Here is a 19,724-nt window from a genome sequence, read left to right as displayed (position 1 = left end):
ACCGCGGGGAGGTGCTCTCGAAGTACCAGGAGCGTGTCCTGTTTTCCAATGTTCACAACTTTTTCTTGGAAAGTGAAACAGACGGGTGTCACACGGGGTGTCGGTGTGAAGCGTCACGCTACAAACGGCGTTCAGGACCCGTGGGCAGGTGGGGCAAGCCCCCACCATCTACAGAATTACGCTCCAAGATGGTCTCGACCTCACGGAGCTGCTGATGACGAAGTCGTGGCGTGCGACCCCCGTGCTACTGACCCTTCTGGTGGCCTGTGAGCCGCTACCGGTGGACGACACGCTCCCGTCATCCAATGAAGCGCCCGCGCGGCGGCCCGCGAACCACCGAATGTGGGAGCCATGTGGGACCAGCGTGCGCAGGCTCGCGGACATCCACCCCGGCCCCCAGGAGGCAGCGATCCAGGAACGCCTCCACGGTGATGGCTTGCTCTTCTTCACCGCGGATGACGGTCAACACGGCGCCGAGCTGTGGACGAGCAGCGGCACGCAGGGCGAAGGAACCCGGATGCTCCGGGACATCGCGCCGGGACCGGAGGGCTCCAACCCCACCGACCTCACACGCGTGGGAGACCGGCTCTTCTTCATCGCGGACGATGGGGTGAATGGCCGCGCCCTGTGGACCAGCGACGGCACGTCCGAAGGGACGTCCCTGATGAAGCGCGTGCTTCCCATTGGCGCCGGCCTGGGAGCTGGGCAGACGTTGGTCGCGTACCAGGGCCGGCTCTACTTCTCCGCCGCCGCGCCGGGTGGCGCGCACGGCAACGAGCTGTGGACCAGCGATGGCACGGACGCGGGCACCCATGAGGTCGCGGACCTCGTCCCAGGCGAGGACAGTTCCTTCCCTCGCCGCTTCGCCGTTCACGACGGCTCGCTCTACTTCGTCATCAGCGTGGACGAAGAGAACTGGCTCGTGCGAAGCGAAGGCGGCGCGGCCTTCACGCCCCTCCTCAAGGTCTTCGAGGACACGGTCATCTTCCGCATGAAGTCCGTGGGCGAAAGGCTCTTTTTCCTGGTGGACCCCGACGAAGGCGAGGCCACGCTCTACGTCACGGACGGCACGGCGGAGGGCACACGCCGCCTGCGCTTCTTTCCGGGCCGGTACCCGCACGACCTGGTGGCGTTCCAGGGCCGGCTCTATTTCAGCGCGGGCTCGGACACGCCGGAGGGCGAGGAACTGTGGGTCAGCGACGGCACGGTGTCCGGCACGCGGCGGGTGAAGGACCTCCGGCCCGGAGCGGAGGGCTCGGCTCCGGCGTTCCTGGCCGTGCTTGGAGAGCACCTCTACTTCGCGGCGGATGACGGCCAGCACGGCCGCGAGCTGTGGGTGAGCGATGGCACGTCGAGAGGAACGAAGCTCTTCGCGGACCTGGTGCCCGGGACGGAGGGCGCATCCCCCACCGAGGTGACTGCCATCCAGGGTTGGCTCTTCTTCGGCGCGACGATGGGGCATGGAGCGGAGCCCTGGGTGAGCAACGGCACTGTGTCCAGCACCCGGAAGCTCGACGCGGGGACAGCGCGAACCCCACGCGCCTTCATCCGCTCCGGCTGGGACGTGTTCTTCACCGCCGAGGACGAAGCCAGCGGGCGAGAGCTCTACGCCCTGCCCTTCCGCCCCGCCGACGAGTGCATTCAGACGAAACCCTGAGCCCGCACGGAGAAGGCGTTCGCCCCCGTCTGGCTTTGGTGAACAGGTCACGGAACTGTGGGTCGGCTCAGCGCCATCGTCTCCGCGATCACGTCAACCGCTGGCGCCTTGAGGATGGAGTGGTGGTCACCGGAGAGTTCGTGCACCTCCACCCCTCCTGCCGCCAGCGCTCCCCAGCCGCCATCCGTGCCCGTGGGTACGTGCGTCTCGCTCGCGCGCAGCAGCGTGACGCGGCCACCGTAGCGTCCCGGTCGATAATCCCAGAGGGCGCGGAGGTTGCTCTCGTAGACACGGTACAGCGCGTGGAGTTGTTCGGATCCAACGCCCTGAGCCAGAACACCGGTGCGCCGCCCCAGATCCAACAGGCGGCCCAGCAGCGAAGCCTCGTCCGCGGGATGCGCATCCGCCATCAACTCCGAGACGGGCATACCCAGGAGTTGGCCCGTGAACTCCACGAACCGGGCGGCAATCCACTCCGCGCCCACGGGTTCCACTGGCCGCTGTTCGAAGGCGTAGGCGTCGATGAGCGTCAGCTGCTCCACCTGCTCCCCCTGCTGCTCCAATTTCCGCGCCATTTCGAAGGCCACCACACCTCCCAAGGACCACCCCGCCAGCCGGTATGGCCCGCTGGCCTGGACGCCGCGCATGGCCTCCACATAGGTGGCGGCCATCGCCTCCACGGTCCCCAGCGGAGCCCGCTCGCCTTCGAGGCCCGGGGCCTGGAACGCGTAGAACGGTTGGTCCGGCCCCAGGCGCCGCGCCAGTTCCAGGTACGGCAGGACGTTGCCGCTGACGGGATGGACGCAGAAGACGGGCCGCTGCGAACCGCCACTCTGGATGGGCACCAGCGGGGACACGTGCCCGGGGGCCTGCCGGAGCCGAGAGGCCTGTTCCGCCAGCGTCCCCGCCTGGAACAGTGAAACCACGGGCAGGCTGCGTCCCAGGCGCTCGCGGATGAGCGACACCATCCGCATGGCCAGAAGCGAGTGCCCACCCAACTCGAAGAAGTCGGAGTGGATGCCAATGGGGCCGGTGCCCAGCAACTCCTCCCAGATGCGCGCGAGCAGGAGCTCCAGCGCATCCCGAGGCGCTACATGGGCCCGCGTCGACTCCGGACGAAGGGCGTCCGGCGCCGGGAGCGCCTTGCGGTCCACCTTGCCGTTGGGCGTCAGCGGCAGCGAGGCCAGCACCATCACCACCGAGGGCACCATGAAGTCCGGCAGCCCTTCCTTCACGAAGCGCCGGAGCGCCGTGGCATCGGGCGCCCTGTCCGGCTGGGGCACGATGTACGCCACCAGGCGCCGTCCTTCGCTCCCGTCCTCGCGCACAAGCACCACGGCGTCGCGCACGTCCGGATGCCTTCGCAACACCGCCTCGATTTCGCCCAGTTCGATTCGGAAGCCACGCACCTTCACCTGCTGGTCGATTCGGCCCAGGTACTGCAGCACGCCATCCGGCAACCACCGCACGCGGTCTCCGGTGCGGTACAGCCGCGCACCGGGCTGCGGACTGAACGCGTCGGGGACGAAGCGCTCGGCGGTCAACTCGGGCCGGTCGACATACCCTCGGGCAAGCCCAGCCCCGCCCAGGTACAACTCGCCCGCCACGCCCTGAGGCACGGGTTGACCGAGCGCATCCAGCACGTACGCGCGAGTCCCCTCAATCGGCCGCCCCACGGTGGGCTCCCGCGTGGCGCCACGAGGGGCCACGGTCCAGGTCGAGTACGTCGTGTCCTCGGTGGGGCCGTAGAGGTTGAGCACGCGCCGCACACCGGGTGCGGACTGGTGGATGGCGTCCACCAGGGATTGGGCCAGCGGTTCTCCCGCCAGGTTCACCGTGCGCACCGAGTCCGGCACGGCATGGGCACGCACCAACTCCGCCATCGCGGAGGGCACCGTGTTGATGAGCGTCACCCTCCGTGCCCCCGGGAGCGACGGCAACTCCAAGGCATTGCGAGCGATGACCACGGACCCGCCACGGATGAGCGGCGCGAACATCTCGAACACGGACAGGTCGAAGTTGAGCGACGTGGAGGCGAGAACCCCCACCAGTTCGTCCGGCGAGAAGGACCGCGTCGTCCAGCGCAGGAAGGCCACGGCGCTGCGATGCGCCAGGGCCACGCCCTTCGGCCGGCCCGTGCTGCCCGACGTGAACAGCACGTAGGCCAGATGGTCCGGAGCGGATCTGGGCACCGGCGCCGCCTCGGCTTCCGCCACGAGCCCATTCGCATCGTCGAGCGCCAACCGGGCCACGTCCCCGTGAGGCAGCGCGTCGAGCAGCGCGCGCTGACCCACAAGGACGCGAGGCTGGGAGTCCTCGATCATGAAGGCCAGCCGCTGGCTCGGGTATGCCGGGTCCAACGGGACGTACGCGCCACCCGCCTTGAGGATGCCGAGCACCGCGATCAGCAGGTCCGCATTGCGCTCCGCACAGAGGCCCACGCGGACCTCCGGCCCGACGCCCAGAGTGCGGAGCTTCCGCGCCAGCCGGTCCGACCGCTGCATGAGCTCGCAGTACGTGAGCACTTCGTCACCAGCCACCACAGCCACGGCGTCGGGAGTGGCCGCCGCCTGCCGTTCGACCAGGGCGTGGATGCTCGACTCCGTGACGTCGCCGGAGCCGGTGTCATTCCACTCCACCAGCAACCGCCGCTGTTCATCCGCGTCCAGCAAGGGCAGCGCGTACACGGACCGGTCCGGCTCCGTCACGGCACCTTCAAGCAGCGTCTTCAGGTGGGCCAGAAGTCGCGCTGCAGTCTCGGGCTCGAAGAGGACGGTGCTGTACTCCAGTCCACCGGAGAAGCCGTCCTTGCCTTCCACGAAGCCGAGCGAGAGGTCGAACCGCGACACCCGGTGCTCCACGGCGACGTGCTTCATCCCCGTGGCGGCCTGCGCGTCCCCACCTGCATCCGGAGTGCTGTCGAAGGTGAGCATGACCTGGAACATCGGCGAATGACTGAGGCTGCGCTCCGGACGCAGCGCCTCGACGAGCTTCTCGAAAGGCACTTCCTGGTGCGCGTAGGCACCAAGCGTGACCTCCCGGACCCGAGCCAGCAGCTCACGGAAGGACTGGCTACCCTCCAGCTGGGTTCTGAGCACCAGCGTGTTCACGAAGAAGCCGATGAGCCCCTCCGTCTCCGCGCGAGTGCGTCCGGCGATGGGCGAACCGACACTCACGTCGTCCTGCCCTGAGTAACGCGCCAGCACGGCCTGGAACGCCGCCAGCAGCACCATGAACGGCGTGACGCCTTCACGGCGGGCGAGTGCATGCACCGCCTCGGACAGCCCACGGCCCAACGAGTAGGGCACGTACGCCCCTTCCAGGGACTGGACTGCCGGACGCGGCCTGTCCGTGGGCAGCTCCAGCAACCGGGGCGCGCCGTCCAGGCGTTGCTTCCAGTAGCCGAGCTGCGCGTCCAGGAGGTCCCCCTGGAGCCACTCGCGCTGCCAGACCGCGTAGTCCGCGTACTGAAGCGGGAGTTCCGGCAGGTGCGACGGCTGTCCCTGGGAGAAGGACGCATAGAGTTCGGTCAACTCGCGAACCAGGATCCCCATGGACCAACCGTCCGAGACGATGTGGTGCATCACCAGCACCAACACATGGTCCTGCTCCGACAGCGCGAGCAAGGCGAGCCGCAGCAGCGGACCGCTTTCCAGGTCGAACGGGCGCTGTGACGCCTCTTGCGCGATCCGCTGCGCCTCCTCTTCCCTCCGCGCCACTGGCAGCGAGCGCAGGTCTACGATGTCGAGCCGCGCTCCGCCCCGTGGGTCGATGACCTGTACCGGCGAACCGCCCTCGGTCCGGAACGTGGTGCGCAGCGCCTCGTGACGACGGACCAGTGCGTCGAAGCTCTGCTTCAGCGCGGGAACGTTCAAGGCGCCCGCCAACCGCACCGACGCCGGGACGTTGTAGACAGTGCTGTCAGGATCCAACTGCGCGAGGAACCACAAGCGCTGCTGGGCGAATGACAGGGGAAGCGCCCTGTCACGAGGAACCCGGACCAACGGCGGTGGCTGCGCGCCGCCATCCGTTTTCGAAGTGTGGTCCAGCCGCTCTGCGAGCTTCTCCACCGTGGGACACTCGAAGATGTCTCGAAGGGGGAGCTCTACTTGGAGTTCCTCCCGCACGCGCGACACCAACTGCGTAGCTAACAATGAGTGTCCGCCCAGTTCGAAGAAGTCTCCGTCGAGCCCGACCCGCTCGACCTTCAGGACGTCGACGAAGATTGCGGCCAACGTCTTTTCGGTCGCTGTTCGAGGCGCCACATATTTCTCGCTCGCCGTGCCCTCTGTGTCCGGCGCGGGCAGTGCCTTGCGGTCCACCTTTCCATTGGGCGTCAGCGGCAGCGACTCCAGCACCACATACGCCGACGGCACCATGTACTCCGGCAGTCGCTGCTTCACGTGGCTCCGCAGTGCCCCCGTGTCCAGCGAGGCACCTTCCTGCGCCGTCACGTAGGCCACCAGTCGCTTGCCTTCACCACCGTCCTCGCGTGCCACGACCACGGCTTCGTTGACGCCACGGTGCTGGGCTAGCGCCGCTTCCACTTCGCCCAACTCGATGCGGTAACCGCGCACCTTCACCTGCGTGTCCGCTCGGCCCAGGAACTCCAGCGTCCCGTTCTTCAGCCACCGCACCACGTCCCCCGTGCGGTACAGCCGCTCTCCGTCACCGAATGGGCTCGGCACGAAGCGTTCCGCCGTCAACTCTGGGCGTCCCACGTACCCCACTGCCAGCCCGTCTCCGCCCACGTACAACTCGCCCGGCACGCCCACAGGCACGGGACGCATTGCCCCGTCCAGCACGTAAGCCACGGTGTTCTTCACCGACCGGCCGATAGACACCGAGGCACCTACTTCCTCTGGCCTCTCCATCCGGTACGTGCTGGAGAACGTCGTGTTCTCCGTCGGGCCATACCCGTTGATGAGCACACCGCCCGCTGCCAGCCGCTCCTTCACACGGGACACCGGCAAGGCGTCGCCACCCGCCAGCAACTGGCGGACGCTGGCCAAGGCCTTCGGCTGCCGCGCCTGCATCTGCTCGAAGAGCGCTGCCGTCAGCCACAACGACGTCACGCCAGAAGACTCCAGCTTCCGGCCCAACTCCTCCAGCGACGGCGTCCCCGCCGGGTACACCACCAACTTCGCGCCGTGCAGCAGCGCGCCCCACACTTCCAGCGTCGATGCGTCGAAGGAAATGGGTGCCAACTGCAGCCACACCTCCTCATGCCCGAAGTGCGCGAAGTCAGTCCCCAGCACCAGGCGCGACACTGCTCGGTGAGGCACGCCTACGCCCTTCGGCTTCCCCGTGCTTCCCGACGTGAACATCACGTACGCCAGATGCCCACCGCCCACGTTGGAACTGGGCGTGGTTTCCGGCTGGAGGGCAATCTGCGTGTCCCACTCCGTGTCCACGCACACCACCAGCTCGCCACCCGCGGCCACCTCGTCCGCGAGCTTCTCCTGCGCCACCAGCACCGCGACGCCGGCCTCCGCCTTCATCCATGCCAGACGCGCCAGCGGGTAGCTGGCATCCAGAGGCACATACACGCCCCCTGCCTTCAGGATGCCCAGCACACTCACCACCAACTCCAGCGAGCGCGCCACGCACAATCCCACTCGGACTTCCGGCCCCACCCCCATGGCCTTCAGGTGGTGCGCCAACTGGTTCGCACGCTGATTCAATTCCGCGTACGTCAGTCGCTGGCCTTCGTACTCCACCGCCACCGCGTCCGGCGTCCGCTGAGCCTGCTGCTCAAAGAGAGCACTCAGGCTCGCATCGCGTGGGTATGTCGAAGCCGTCCCGCTCCATTCCTTCACCAGTCGATACTGCTCGTCACTGCCCATCAGCGGCAGCTCGGCCAGCCGCGTCTCCGGCTCAGCGACGGCGGCCTCTAACAGCACCCTCAGGTGCCCTAGCAGCCGATCCATCGTCTCGGCTTCGAACAGGTCACTGTTGAACTCCAACGCGCCCGTCAGTCCGCCTGCGCTCGACGCTCCCAAGCCGAGCGTCAAGTCGAACTTCGACGTCTTCCCAGTCGACTCCGCTGCCTCCAGCTTCAGTCCGGGCAGGCTTACCGCGCCTCCTGGAGTGTTCTGCAGCACCAACATCACCTGGAACAGCGGGCTGCGGCTCAGGTCCCGCTCCGGCTGAAGCTCCTCCACCAGCCTCTCGAAAGGCACTTCCTGGTGCGCGTACGCGCCCAGCGTCACTTCGCGCACCTGCGCCAGCAACTCACGGAAGCTGGGATTGCCATCCAGCCGTGTCCGCAGCACGAGCGTGTTCACGAAGAAGCCAATCAACGCCTCCGTCTCGGCTCGCGTGCGATTGGCGATGGGGGAGCCCACAGAGACGTCGTCCTGGCGCGCGTACCTCGACAGCACCACCTGGAAGGCCGCCAGCAGCACCATGAAGGGCGTCGCATTCTCCCGCTGCGCCAGCCCCTTCACCCCCTCCCACAGCTCCTTCGGCCACTCCAGCCCTCTCGTGTCCCCTCGGTACGTCTGGACCGCCGGCCTCACCTTGTCCGTCGGCAACTCCAGCGCCGCTGGCGCACCCGCAAGCTGCTTCCTCCAGTACCCGAGCTGCTCTTCCAGCACCTCCCCCTTCAGCCACCCTCGCTGCCACACCGCGTAGTCCGCGTACTGCACCTCCAGATCCGCGAGCGGTGACTCGCGCCCTTGCGAGTACGCCTCGTACAGGGCCACCAACTCCCTCACCAGCACGCCCATCGACCAGCCGTCCGAAACGATGTGGTGCATCACCAGCACCAGCACGTGCGCTTCTTCCCCCTCCTTCAGCAGCGTCGCCCTCAGCAGCGGGCCCGTCTCCAGGTTGAACGGGCGAAGTGTTTGAAGTTCCGTTCGACGCTGGACCTCCAGGGTCTTCTCCGTGCCCTGGAGTGCACTCAGGTCCACGAACTCCAGCGCGCCCCTTCCTGCGGGAGAGATGACCTGGGTGGGAACGCCTGCCTCGGAACGGAACGTCGTGCGCAGCGCCTCATGACGGAGAACCAGTGACTGGAAGCTCCGTTCCAGTGCCGCAACATCAAGGGCCCCCGAGAGCTTCACCGCCACGGGCACGTTGTAGAAAGCACTGTCGGGGTCAAGCTGATGGAGGAACCACAGCCGTTGCTGTGCGAACGACAGAGGAAGCGCGCCGTCGCGTGAAGCGCGAACCACCGGAGGGCCTCTCAGCCCAACAGCGACTCCCGAGGCACCGTCCAGCCGCCTCGCCAGTGTCTCAACAGACCGGGACTCGAAAACTGTCCGGAGTGGCAGTTCAACCCGGAAGGACTCGCGCACGCGCGACACCAACTGCGTGGCCAGCAGCGAGTGGCCACCCAGCTCGAAGAAATCTTCGTCGACGCTAACTCGCTCGACGTTCAGCACCTCGGCGAAGATGGACGCCAGCTTCTCCTCAGTCGCCGTGCGAGGCGCCTCGAAGTGCGCCGTCCTCGGGCCTTGTGCATCTGGAGCGGGCAGCGCCTTGCGGTCCACCTTTCCGTTGGGTGTCAGCGGCAGCGACTCCAGCACCACATACGCCGACGGCACCATGTACTCCGGCAGCCGTTGCTTCACGTGGCTTCGCAATGCACCCGTGCCCAGCGAGGCACCTTCCTGCGCCGTCACATAGGCCACCAACCGCTTGCCTTCGCCTCCATCCTCCCGCGCCACGACCACGGCTTCGTTGACGCCACTGTGCTGGGCCAGCGCGGATTCCACTTCACCCAGCTCAATCCGGTAGCCACGCACCTTCACCTGTGTGTCCGCGCGGCCCAGGAACTCCAACGTCCCGTTGCTCAGCCACCGCACCACATCCCCCGTGCGGTACAGTCGCTCCCCTTCACCGAACGGACTCGGCACGAAGCGCTCCGCCGTCAGTTCTGGACGCCCTACGTACCCCACTGCCAGGCCGTCTCCGCCCACGTACAGCTCACCCGGAACGCCCACAGGCACTGGACGCATTGCCCCGTCCAGCACGTAAGCCACGGTGTTCTTCACCGGCCGGCCGATAGACACCGAAGCGCCTACTTCCTCCGGCCTCTCCATCCGGTACGTGCTGGAGAACGTCGTGTTCTCCGTCGGGCCATACCCGTTGATGAGCACACCGCCCGCTGCCAGCCGCTGCTTCACACGGGACACTGGCAGCGCGTCGCCACCCGCCAGCAACTGGCGGACGCTGGCCAAGGCCTTCGACTGCCGCGCCTGCATCTGCTCGAAGAGCGCTGCTGTCAGCCACAGCGACGTCACGCCCGACGACTCCAGCTTGCGGCCCAGTTCCTCTAGTGACGGCGTCCCCGCCGGGTACACCACCAGCTTCGCGCCGTGCAGCAGTGCGCCCCACAGCTCCAGCGTCGATGCGTCGAAGGAGATGGGCGCCAGTTGCAGCCAAACCTCTTCGGGCCCGAAGTGCGCGAAGTCCGTTCCCAGCACCAAGCGAGACACCGCGCGGTGCGGCACGCCCACACCCTTCGGCTTCCCGGTACTTCCCGACGTGAACATCACGTACGCCAGGCTTCCACCGCCCACGTTGGCGCTCGAAGTGCTCACGGGATGGTGGGCAATCTGCGTCTCCCACTCCGTGTCCACGCACACCCTGGACTCGGTGTCATCGAGCCCCATGGACTCAAGCAGCTTCTGCTGTCCCACCAGCAGCGTGACGCCTGCTTCCTGCTTCATCCACGCCAGGCGATCCAGCGGATAGCTGGCATCCAAAGGCACGTAAACGCCCCCCGCCTTGAGGATGCCCAGCACGCTCACCACCAGCTCCAGCGAGCGCTCCACGCACAAGCCCACCCGGACTTCCGGCCCCACGCCCATGCCCTTCAGGTGGTGCGCCAACTGGTTGGCGCGTCGGTTCAGCTCCGCGTACGTCAGCCGCCGGTCCTCGTACTCGACCGCCACCGCATCCGGCGTCCGCTGCGCCTGTGCGTCGAACAACTGCGCCAACGACGCATCTCGTGGGTATTGCGCAGTCGCCCCGCTCCACTCCTTCACCAGTCGCTGCTGTTCCTCACGACCCATCAGCGGCAGCTCGGCCAGCCGCGTCTCAGGCCGAGCGACGGCTGCATCCAACAACACCCGCAGATGTTCCAGCAGCCGCTCCATCGTCTCGGCTTCAAACAGGTCGCTGTTGAACTCGAGTCCTCCAGAAAGGCCCTCATCCGTCTCACTCAACCCGAGCGTCAAATCGAACTTCGACGTCTTCCCAGTCGACTCCGCTGCCTCCAACTTCAGCCCCGGCAGGCTCACCGCCCCTCCCGGCGCGTTCTGCAGCACCAACATCACCTGGAACAGCGGGCTGCGGCTCAAGTCCCGCTCCGGCTGCAGCTCCTCCACCAACCGCTCGAAGGGCACTTCCTGGTGCGCGTACGCTCCCAACGTCACTTCACGCACCTGCGCCAGCAGCCCCCGGAAGCTCGACGCCGCAGACACCTTCGTCCGCAGCACCAGCGTGTTGACGAAGAAGCCAATCAGCCCCTCCGTCTCAGCCCTCGTCCGGTTCGCTATCGCCGTCCCGACGCTCACATCCTCCTGCCTCGCGTACCGAGACAGCACCACCTGGAAGGCCGCCAACAACACCATGAAGGGCGTCGCATTCTCTCGCTGCGCCAGCCCCTTCACTCCCTCCCACAGCCCCTTCGGCCACTCCAGTCCTCTCGTCTCTCCTCGGTACGTCTGGACCGCTGGCCTCACCTTGTCCGTCGGCAACTCCAGTGCCGCTGGTGCACCCGCAAGCTGCTTCCTCCAGTACCCGAGCTGCTCTTCCAGCACCTCCCCCTTCAGCCATTCACGCTGCCACACCGCGTAGTCCGCGTACTGCACCTCCAGCTCAGCCAACGGTGACTCGCGCCCCTGCGAGTACGCCTCGTACAGGGCCACCAACTCTCTCACCAGCACGCCCATCGACCAGCCGTCCGACACGATGTGGTGCATCACCAGCACCAGCACGTGCGCTTCTTCCCCCTCCTTCAGCAGCGTCGCCCTCAGCAACGGGCCCGTCTCCAGGTTGAACGGGCGAAGTGCCTCTTGCTCCGCGAGGCGTTTTGTCCCCAGCCCTCCTTCACCGTCGTCCGGAGTTCCGCGCGCCAAGACTTCCAACCGGGTCGTTGAAGTGTCGGAGACAATCTGGACGGGCATCCCGTCCTGAGCACGGAAGGTGGTTCGCAACGATTCGTGTCGGCGAACCAACTCATCGAAGCTACGGCGCAACGCTGCAACGTCGAGGACGCCTGTGAGCCTCACTGCGACCGGCACGTTGTAGAAGGCGCTGCCAGGCTCCAGTTGGTCGAGGAACCACAGTCGCTGCTGAGCGAATGATAGCGGCAATGCCCCCTGGCGCAGTACCCGCTTCAGTGGTGGCGCCTGGGGCATCAAGCCCCCCACCTGTGCGTGGCCCAGCCGGAGGGCCAGTTTCTCCACCGTCGGCGATTCGAAGACGTCCCTCAGGGGGAGTTCTACCTGGAAGGACTCGCGCACGCGCGAAACCAACTGCGTGGCCAGCAGCGAGTGGCCACCCAGCTCGAAGAAGTCTTCGTCGACGCTGACTCGCTCGACGTTCAGCACCTCGGCGAAGATGGACGCCAGCTTCTCCTCAGTCGCCGTGCGAGGCGCCTCGAAGTGCGCTGCCTTCGGGCCTTGTGCATCCGGTGCGGGCAGCGCCTTGCGGTCCACCTTTCCGTTGGGCGTCAGCGGCAACGACTCCAGCACCACATACGCCGACGGAACCATGTACTCCGGTAGCCGCTGCTTCACGTGGCTTCGCAGTGCACCCGCGTCCAGTGTGGCCCCTTCCTGCGCCGTCACGTAGGCCACCAACCGCTTGCCTTCGTTCCCGTCCTCGCGTGCCACCACGACTGCTTCGTTGACGCCACGGTGCTGGGCCAGCGCGGCTTCCACTTCACCCAACTCAATCCGGTAGCCACGCACCTTCACCTGCGTGTCCGCGCGGCCCAGGAACTCCAGCGTCCCGTTCCCCAGCCACCGCACCACGTCGCCCGTCCGGTACAGCCGCTCTCCTTCACCGTACGGATTCGGTACGAAGCGCTCCGCCGTCAGCTCTGGACGCCCTACGTACCCCACTGCCAAGCCGTCTCCGCCCACGTACAGCTCACCCGGAACGCCCACAGGCACTGGACGCATTGCCCCGTCCAGCACGTAAGCCACGGTGTTCTTCACCGGCCGGCCGATAGACACCGAGGCGCCTACTTCCTCCGGCCTCTCCATCCGGTACGTGCTGGAGAACGTCGTGTTCTCCGTCGGGCCATACCCGTTGATGAGCACACCGCCCGCTGCCAGCCGCTCCTTCACACGGGACACCGGCAAGGCGTCGCCACCCGCCAGCAACTGGCGGACGCTGGCCAAGGCCTTCGGCTGCCGCGCCTGCATCTGCTCGAAGAGCGCTGCTGTCAGCCACAGCGACGTCACGCCCGACGACTCCAGCTTGCGGCCCAGTTCCTCTAGTGACGGCGTCCCCGCCGGGTACACCACCAGCTTCGCGCCGTGCAGCAGTGCGCCCCACAGCTCCAGCGTCGATGCGTCGAAGGAGATGGGCGCCAGTTGCAGCCAAACCTCTTCGGGCCCGAAGTGCGCGAAGTCCGTTCCCAGCACCAAGCGAGACACCGCCCGATGCGGCACTGCCACCCCCTTCGGCTTCCCCGTGCTTCCCGACGTGAACATCACGTACGCCAGGTTTCCACCGCCCACGTTGGCACTGGGCGTGGTTTGCGGCTGATGGGCAATCTGCGTGTCCCACTCCGTGTCCACACACACCACCAACTCGCCACCCGCGGCCACCTCGTCCGCCAGCTTCTCCTGCGCCACCAGCACCGCGACGCCCGCCTCTTGCTTCATCCACGCCAGACGCTCCAGCGAATAGCTGGCATCCAACGGCACGTACACGCCTCCCGCCTTCAGGATGCCCAGCACGCTCACCACCAGCTCCAGTGAGCGCTCCACGCACAGCCCCACACGCACCTCGGGCCCAACGCCCATCCCCCTCAGGTGATGTGCCAGCTGGTTCGCACGCCGGTTCAGCTCCGCGTACGTCAACCGCCGGTCCTCGTACTCCACCGCCACCGCGTCCGGCGTCCGCTGAACCTGCTGCTCGAAGAGGGCACTCAGGCTGGCGTCGCGTGGGTACGTGGAAGCTGTCCCGCTCCATTCCTTCACCAACCGCTGCTGCTCTTCACTGCCCATCAGTGGCAGCTCGGCCAGCCGCTGCTCCGGCGCGACGACGGCTGCCTCCAACAGCACCCTCAAGTGTCCGAGCATCCGGTCCATCGTCCCGGCCTCGAACAAGTCGCTGTTGTAGTTGACCATCGCCATGACGCCGTCCTTCACCTCCTCCATCACCAGAGACAGGTCGAACTTCGACGTCCGCCCCTCCGACTCCACACCGGAGAGCCTCAAGCCATCTCCGAGCTTCACCTCCGTCACGGGCGTGTTCTGCAGCGTCAGCGTCACCTGGAACAGCGGACTGCGACTCAGGTCACGCTCGGGCTGAAGCTCCTCCACCAGCTTCTCGAACGGCACGTCCTGGTGCGCATACGCGCCGAGCGTCACCTCTCGCACCTGAGCGAGCAGCTCGCGGAAGCTCGACACAGGGGAGACCTTCGTCCGCAGCACCAGCATGTTCGTGAAGAAGCCGATCAGCCCTTCCGTCTCGCCTTGCGTACGCCCTGCGATGGGCGACCCCACGCACACGTCGTCCTGTCTCGCGTACCTCGACAGCACCACCTGGAAGGCCGCCAGCAGCACCATGAACGGCGTTGCTCCTTCACGCTGTGCCAGGGCCTTCACCCGCTCCCACAAGGCCAGGGGCCAGGATTGGTCGAGATGGCCTCCTCGGAAGCTCTGCGCCGCGGGCCGCGGTTTATCCGTCGGCAGCTCCAGCGATTGGGGTGCCCCCTTCAGCTGCCGCTTCCAGTATGCGAGTTGCGACTCCAGCACCTCGCCCTTCAGCCACTCCCGCTGCCACACCGCGTAGTCCGGGTACTGCACTGGCAGTTCCGGTAGTAGTGAGGGACGCCCCTGCAAGAACGCCTCGTAGAGTGCGGTTACATCCCGCACGAGGACGCCCATGGACCACCCATCAGACACGATGTGGTGTGTCACCAGGATCAGCACGTGGTCATGCTCGGACAGCGTCAGGAGCGTCACGCGCAGCAAAGGGCCACGTTCGAGATCGAACCGCTGGTGTGCCTCCTGTTCGACCAGACGGGTGACTTCCGCCGTGCGCGCGGCCTCCGCCGATGACTCCAGCCCCATGCTTCGGAAGGCCAGCACCGGTTCGGCTGCGATGATTTGAACGGGTTTTCCATCCCGAGTGCTGAACGTCGTCCGCAGCGACTCGTGGCGCCGCACGAGTTCCACGAAGCTCCGCTCGAGGACCTCGACCTGGAGCGGCCCCTCTACCCGAAGGACGACCGGCACATTGTAGGAGGCGCTCCCTCGCTCCATCTGGTCCAGGAGCCATAGCCGCTGCTGCGCGAACGACGGAGGCAACACCCAGCTCCCATCCGCTCGTGGCTTCAGGGGCGGAGCGGTGATCGACGCTCCCGTGCGAATGGCATGGTCCACCCGCTCGGACAGGATCGACAGCGTGGGAGCCTCGAACAATTCACGGAGCGGGAGCTCGATCCGGAAGGTGCTCCGAATCCGCGACACCATCTGCGTTGCCAACAATGAGTGGCCGCCCAGCTCGAAGAAATTGTCCTTCGAACCCACCCGCTCCACGCCCAGCACCTGCGAGAAGATTCCAGCGAGCAGTTCCTCTGTGGGAGTGCGCGGCGCCACATAATCGGAACCTGGCGTGCCCAGCATCGCCACCGGAGCAGGCAGCGCCTTGCGGTCCACCTTTCCGTTGGGGGTCAGCGGCAGCGACTCCAGCACCACATACGCCGACGGCACCATGTACTCCGGTAGCCGCTGCTTCATGTGGCTTCTCAGCGCGCTGGACTCCAGGCTCGTGCCCGTGCGCGCTGTCACATACGCCACCAGTCGCTTGCCTTCGTTCCCGTCCTCGCGTGCCACCACGACGGCTTCGTTGACACCACCGTGCTGGGCCAGCGCGGCTTCCACTTCACCCAGCTCGATGCGGTAGCCACGCACCTTCACCTGCGTGTCCGCTCGGCCCAGGAACTCCAACGTCCCGTTGCGCAGCCACCGCACCACGTCCCCCGTGCGGTACAGCCGCTCTCCGTCGCCGTACGGATTCGGAACGAAACGCTCCGCCGTCAGCTCCGGGCGCCCCACGTACCCGACGGCCAACCCGTCTCCGCCCACGTACAGCTCGCCCGGCACCCCCACCGGCACCGGGCGCATCCCCGCGTCCAGCACGTAGGCCACCGTGTTCTTCACCGGCCGGCCGATAGACACCGAGGCGCCTACCTCCTCCGGCCTCTCCATCCGGTACGTGCTGGAGAACGTTGTGTTCTCCGTCGGGCCATACCCGTTGATGAGCACACCGCCCGCTGCCAGCCGCTCCTTCACACGGGACACCGGCAGCGCGTCACCACCCGCCAGCAACTGGCGGACGCTGGCCAAGGCCTTCGGCTGTCGCGCCTGCATCTGCTCGAAGAGCGCCGCTGTCAACCACAGCGACGTCACGCCCGACGACTCCAGCTTGCGACCCAACTCCTCCAACGATGGCGTCCCTGCTGGGTACACCACCAACTTCGCGCCGTGCAGCAGCGCGCCCCATACCTCCAGCGTCGATGCGTCGAAGGAGATGGGCGCCAGTTGCAGCCACACTTCCTCCGGCCCGAAGTGCGCGAAGTCCGTCCCCAGCACCAGGCGTGACACCGCTCGGTGTGGCACGCCCACGCCCTTCGGCTTCCCCGTGCTTCCCGACGTGAACATCAAATACGCCAGGTGCCCACCGGCCACACTGGGACTCAGGTTGCTTTCTGGCTGATGAGCAATCTGAGCGTCCCACTCCGTATCCACGCACACCCTGGACTCGGTGTCGGAGAGCATCATGGACTCGAGCAACTTCTGCTGCCCCACCAGCAGCGTGACGCTCGCCTCCTGCTTCATCCACGTCAGCCGCTTCAGCGGGTAGCTGGCATCCAGCGGCACGTACACGCCTCCCGCCTTCAGGATGCCCAGCACGCTCACCACCAATTCCAGCGAGCGCTCCACGCACAACCCCACCCGCACCTCAGGCCCCACACCCATGCTTCTCAGGTGGTGTGCCAACTGGTTGGAGCGTCGGTTCAGCTCCGCGTATGTCAACCGCCGGTCCTCGTACTCCACCGCCACCGCGTCCGGCGTACGCTGAACCTGCTCCTCGAAGAGGACACTCAGGCTGGCGTCGCGTGGGTACGTGGAAGCTGTCCCGCGCCACTCCTTCACCAACCGCTGCCGCTCTTCACGGCCCATCAGCGGAAGCTCAGCCAGCGGCAGCTCTGGAGCGCTCACAGCAGTCTCCAGGAGCACCCGCAAGTGCCCCAGCAACCGCTCCATCGTCTCGGCTTCAAACAGGTCGCTGTTGAACTCGAGCGCGCCCGACAGCCCGCCCGCGCTCGACTCTCCCAAGCCCAGCGTCACGTCGAACTTCGACGTCTTCCCGGACGACTCCGCCGCCTCCAGCTTCAGCCCCGGAAGGCTCACCGCCCCTCCCGGCGCGTTCTGCAACACCAACATCACCTGGAACAGCGGGCTACGGCTCAAGTCCCGCTCCGGCTGCAGCTCCTCCACCAGCCTCTCGAAAGGCACTTCTTGGTGCGCGTACGCTCCCAACGTCACTTCACGCACCTGCGCCAGCAGCTCCCGGAAGCTTGATGCCGCAGACACCTTCGTCCGCAGCACCAGCGTGTTGACGAAGAAGCCAATCAGCCCTTCCGTCTCAGCCCTCGTCCGGTTCGCTATCGCCGTCCCGACGCACACGTCTTCCTGCCTCGCGTACCGAGACAGCACCACCTGGAAGGCCGCCAGCAACACCATGAAGGGCGTCGCGTTCTCCCGCTGCGCCAGCCCCTTCACCCCCTCCCACAGCCCCTTCGGCCACTCCAGTCCTCTCGTCTCTCCTCGGTACGTCTGGACCGCTGGCCTCACCTTGTCCGTCGGCAACTCCAGTGCAGCTGGCGCACCCGCAAGCTGCTTCCTCCAGTACCCGAGCTGCTCTTCCAGCACCTCCCCCTTCAGCCACCCTCGCTGCCACACCGCGTAGTCCGCGTACTGCACCTCCAGCTCCGCAAGCGGTGATTCGCGCCCCTGCGAGTACGCCTCGTACAGGGCCACCAACTCCCTCACCAGCACGCCCATCGACCAGCCGTCCGAAACGATGTGGTGCATCACCAGCACCAGCACGTGCGCTTCTTCCCCCTCCTTCAGCAGCGTCGCCCTCAGCAACGGGCCCGTCTCCAGGTTGAACGGACGCTGAATCTCCTCTTCGATCCAGCGCCGCACCGTGGATTCGCGCTCCGCTTCCAGTTCGCTGAAGTCGAGCTGATGGAAAGGCTGAAGCGGATCCGTTGCGATGACCTGCACGGGTTCACCGCCACTGACACGGAACGTCGTGCGCAACGACTCGTGCCGCCGCACGAGTTCGCTGAAGCTGGCCTCCAACGCGGTCGTTTGCAGACGCCCAGTCAACTTCACCACTGAGGGGACGTTGTAGAACGGACTGCCTGGCTCCAACTGGTCGAGGAACCACAGCCGCTGCTGCGCGAATGACAGCGGTAGCGCATCGCTCCGAGAAGCGCGCGTCAGGGGTGGTGCTCGAACCGCGACCGCTGCCGTCCCGCGGGATGCGTCAATTCGTTCGGCCAGCTTCCCCACTGTGGAGGATTCGAAGATGTCTCGCAGCGGGAGCTCTACCTGGAGTTCTTCCCTCACTCGCGACACCAACTGCGTTGCCAGCAGCGAGTGTCCGCCCAACTCGAAGAAGTCCCCCTCCAGTCCGACGCGCTCGACGTTCAGCACCTCGGCGAAGATGGACGCCAGTTTCTCCTCACTCGCCGTGCGGGGCGCTTCAAAGTGCGCCGTCTTCGAACCCTGGGCATCCGGGGCGGGCAGCGCCTTGCGGTCCACCTTCCCGTTGGGCGTCAGCGGCAGCGACTCCAGCACCACATACGCCGACGGCACCATGTACTCCGGCAGCCGCTGCTTCACGTGGCTTCTCAGTGCACCCGTGTCCAGCGATGCACCTTCCTGCGCCGTCACGTAGGCCACCAACCGCTTGCCTTCGCCTCCATCCTCCCGTGCCACCACCACGGCTTCGTTGACACCACCGTGCTGGGCCAGCGCGGCTTCCACTTCACCCAGCTCAATCCGGTAGCCGCGCACCTTCACCTGCGTGTCCGCTCGGCCCAGGAACTCCAACGTCCCGTTCCCCAGCCACCGCACCATGTCCCCCGTGCGGTACAGCCGCTCTCCTTCGCCGTACGGGCTCGGCACGAAGCGCTCCGCCGTCAGCTCCGGACGCCCCACGTACCCCACTGCCAGGCCGTCTCCGCCCACGTACAGCTCACCCGGCACGCCCACCGGCACCGGGCGCATCCCCGCGTCCAGCACGTAGGCCACCGTGTTCTTCACCGGCCGGCCGATAGACACCGAGGCGCCTACTTCCTCCGGCCTCTCCATCCGGTACGTGCTGGAGAACGTCGTGTTCTCCGTCGGGCCATACCCGTTGATGAGCAGGCCACCTGCCGCCAGCCGCTCCTTCACGCGGGACACCGGCAAGGCGTCTCCACCCGCCAGCAACTGGCGGACGCTGGCCAGCGCCTTCGGCTGCCGCGCCTGCATCTGCTCGAAGAGCGCCGCTGTCAGCCACAGCGACGTCACGCCTGAAGACTCCAGCTTCCGGCCCAGTTCCTCCAGCGACGGCGTCCCCGCCGGGTACACCACCAGCTTCGCGCCGTGCAGCAGCGCGCCCCACACCTCCAACGTCGATGCGTCGAAGGAGATGGGCGCCAGTTGCAGCCACACCTCCTCTGGCCCGAAGTGCGCGAAATCCGTCCCCAGCACCAGGCGTGACACTGCTCGGTGCGGCACGCCTACGCCCTTCGGCTTCCCCGTGCTTCCCGACGTGAACATCACGTACACCAGGTTGCCCCCAC

General features: G+C 66.7%; 2 protein-coding genes (1 of these 2 only partly in view). One reads left to right on the top strand and one right to left on the bottom strand.

Going from position 1 to position 19,724, the window contains the following annotated elements; genetic code table 11:
• Positions 1-214: 214 nt before the first annotated feature.
• Positions 215-1,657, top strand: a complete 1,443-nt coding sequence (locus tag F8M74_RS00170; protein WP_228559237.1) for an ELWxxDGT repeat protein — start codon at positions 215-217, stop codon at positions 1,655-1,657.
• Between the two features lie 47 nt (positions 1,658-1,704).
• Here F8M74_RS00170 and F8M74_RS00165 read toward each other — a convergent pair whose 3' ends face one another.
• Positions 1,705-19,724: the 3' portion of a non-ribosomal peptide synthase/polyketide synthase gene (locus F8M74_RS00165; protein WP_141252616.1), read on the bottom strand. It continues 17,815 nt past the right edge of the window; only the last 18,020 of its 35,835 coding nucleotides appear in the window; the start codon falls outside the window, past its right edge; its stop codon occupies positions 1,705-1,707.

The sequence above is a fragment of the Myxococcus sp. CA023 genome (assembly GCF_010998615.1).
In the GTDB taxonomy this organism is placed as follows: domain Bacteria; phylum Myxococcota; class Myxococcia; order Myxococcales; family Myxococcaceae; genus Myxococcus.
Note: the sequence above shows the minus strand (reverse complement) of the source record. Positions and strands in the feature narration are given on the sequence as shown.

Coding starts and splice junctions, on each gene's coding strand:
- F8M74_RS00170 (WP_228559237.1), top strand. CDS start 215: ATGACGAAGTCGTGGCGTGCGACCCCCGTGCTACTGACCCTTCTGGTG.